This window comes from Neisseria sp. P0009.S007, assembly GCF_051962515.1.
On the sequence record NZ_JBQCVF010000090.1, the window covers coordinates 6,492 to 9,010 of the forward strand.

The window sequence follows — 2,519 nt, forward strand, 5'->3', positions numbered from 1 at the left end:
AGGCCGTCCGGAGTAGGGAAGAGCGGCAGGAAGTTTTTGCCCAATGTGATGTGCAGATTGCAGCGTTTGGCAATTTCTACCGTGTTTTCCAAGGCTTCGGGCAAATCGGCAAAACGTTCGGCCATGGTTTCCGGCGGAATGAAAAACTGGCTCGGCGTAAAATCGCGCGGACGTTTTTTGTCCGTCAGTACCCAGCCGCCTGCGATGCACACACGCGCCTCGTGCGCGTTGAAATCATCGCTGCTCATAAACTGGGTTGGATGCGTTGCCACTACCGGTAAGCCCAATTCTTCCGCCAGTTTCACGCTGCCCGAAACGCAAGCCTCCCATTCAGGGCGTTCGGGCAGGCGTTGCAGCTCTAAATAAAACGCATTGGGGAACCACGCCGCATATTTCAACGCTGCCGCACGCGCCGCGTCTTCATTGCCGTTCAAGAGATTCACGCCCACTTCGCCGTAATGCGCGCCACTCAAACAAATCAAGCCGCTGTTGTCGCCGTTTTCCAGCCATTCGGGATTGAGTTCCGCATGATGGATATTGCGGTCTTTACCGACATAGGCCTCCGTCAAAAGCTCGCTCAAGCGCAGGTAGCCCGCATCGTTGCGGATAATCAGCATGGCGCGGAACGGCTTGTCGGGCGCATTCGGATTGCCTATCCACACATCCGCCGCGCCGATGGGCTTAATCCCTGCACCGCGGCAGGCTTTATAGAATTTCACCAAGCCGAATTCGTTCATCAAATCGCTGATGCCCAAAGCAGGCAAACCGTATTCCTGCGCTTTGGCAATCAGTTTTTTTATCCGCACCATACCGTCGGTAATCGAGAATTCGGTATGCAGGCGCAGGGGGATGTAGGTCGGCTCGGTCATGGCAAAATCGGCGTGAACAATAAAAGGCGTATTGTAGCAGGGTTGGCAGCTAAAGGCCGTCTGAAAACTAAATGTAATGGGGTTGGATAAAGCAAATAAAACATAAGGGGGCTTTCTTTCAGACGGCCATGTTAAAATATCGCTATTATTGAAGAGGATTAAATGATGGAAGCGACAGTTTATCTTGAAGACAATGAATACATCGCTTTGTGCGACCTTTTGAAACTGGCTGGCCTTGCCGAAAGCGGCGGACAGGCAAAAGCGTTTATCGCCGAAGGGCTGGTATTGCGCAACGGCGAAACCGAAACCCGTAAAACCGCCAAAATACGCGGCGGTGAAGTGATTGAATTTGACGGCGCACGCTTGGAAATTGCCGATGGATATGACCCTGAAGAATAAAGCCGAAGCCATCTTGGGCGAACCTCTTTTAGACGAACCCGTTCGTCCCGAATCGTGGGAATGTTGCGGCAGCGAATGCGACGATGCCTGTATCCAGACAATGTATTGGGCGGAAAAAGCCCGATATGACGCGCAACAGCGGAAGTTGAAAGAAGCAGGTTGGATAGACGGCGAAGATGGTGCAAAGGCCGTCTGAAAATGATTGGGCTTGATAGGAGCTGTGTTTCAAACAATGCTGCATTAAAGCCAATGCCGTCTGAAAGTTTCAGACGGCATTGGCTTTTTTAAAGTTTAAATTAAGATTGTGTTACCTCGGAAGCGGTTGCATTTTCAGGTGTGCCAGGTGCAGCATCGGCAGGAGCCTGATAATCTGTATTTTGCGATGAAGAGGGCTCGGCATTGTCATGTTTATGATGCTTATCATGTTTACCAAAGTGTCGTTTGTCCTGATCGTCATCTTGTGCTACTGCCAATACTTTGCCGTTTTGAGCATCAACCAAAGCTTCGTATTCGACGCCGTCTTTCAAGATTTCTACTTTGTAACGGCCGCCCAAATGTTGTTTGTATTTGTAATCGACATCTTTAACGACGCCGCCCACTTCTGCTACCGCTGCTGCGGCTGCTTGCTGGCCGGAAACCTTTGCGAACATACCTTCTTTGAAAGCCATGGTACCTGCCGCACCGGCAACGCCCAAACTTGAAGCAATAATACCGGCAATGATGAGTTTTTTTGAAATAAAAGCGTTAATGCGTTTCATGATTTTCTTTCCTACTGTGTTGTTGAACGATGAATGTATTCTATGCCTCAACAATTAGCTGAACATGAGCAAAACGCTAAGATGTGTAATGGGTTGCAATACTAAAATTAACACTTTAATAATAATGGAGATCGAAGCCGCGCTTTCAGACGGCCTTGCTAATATGTTGTGATGGCATATTTGGCGGGGATTGTGGTTTGCGTGTGAAAACAAAAAAGCGTGATGAAAAAAGGGCATGTGTGAGACATGCCCCGGATTAAATGGTAAACGCGATGGTGAGAAACCAAATGACGGAATAAGATTTGCGGTTGGTCAACTTATCTTATTCCGCCTTGTTTTACAATCATTCAGGCGATGCTTCGCCTGCAAGATTCTTGATTTCTTCGCGATGCGCGTCAAACCATGAACCGACCACCTGATTGACTTCGTCCATGCCTTGTTTTTTCAGGCTGGAGAACAGTTGAACGCTGATTTTTTGACGCTCAGTGTAGGG

The 2,519-nt window shown here is 48.9% G+C and carries 4 protein-coding genes and 1 pseudogene; 2 read left to right on the top strand and 3 right to left on the bottom strand.

What is annotated here, in order from left to right; translation table 11 throughout:
* The coding region (locus ACTHS3_RS08730) for a PHP domain-containing protein (protein ID WP_440367700.1) at nt 1-869 on the bottom strand (869 nt) is incomplete at its 3' end.
* Between the two features lie 165 nt (nt 870-1,034).
* Between ACTHS3_RS08730 and ACTHS3_RS08735 the strand changes: the two genes are divergently transcribed.
* Together ACTHS3_RS08735 and ACTHS3_RS08740 are read left to right on the top strand one after the other, a co-directional pair.
* Complete coding sequence (locus tag ACTHS3_RS08735; protein ID WP_002221492.1) at nt 1,035-1,268, top strand: RNA-binding S4 domain-containing protein; 234 nt, start codon at nt 1,035-1,037, stop codon at nt 1,266-1,268.
* Nucleotides 1,246-1,464, top strand: coding sequence for a hypothetical protein (locus ACTHS3_RS08740; RefSeq protein WP_070625212.1), 219 nt, complete (start codon nt 1,246-1,248; stop codon nt 1,462-1,464). Before ACTHS3_RS08735 ends, ACTHS3_RS08740 begins: the two co-directional genes overlap by 23 nt.
* A gap of 100 nt (nt 1,465-1,564) precedes the next feature.
* Here the strand turns inward: ACTHS3_RS08740 and ACTHS3_RS08745 are convergent, their stop codons facing one another.
* Together ACTHS3_RS08745 and ACTHS3_RS08750 are read right to left on the bottom strand one after the other, a co-directional pair.
* Nucleotides 1,565-2,026, bottom strand: a complete 462-nt coding sequence (locus ACTHS3_RS08745) for a PepSY domain-containing protein (protein WP_234394609.1) — start codon at nt 2,024-2,026, stop codon at nt 1,565-1,567.
* 343 nt (nt 2,027-2,369) lie between these two features.
* Nucleotides 2,370-2,519 (bottom strand): annotated as a pseudogene (locus tag ACTHS3_RS08750) (YihA family ribosome biogenesis GTP-binding protein); the annotation flags it as partial.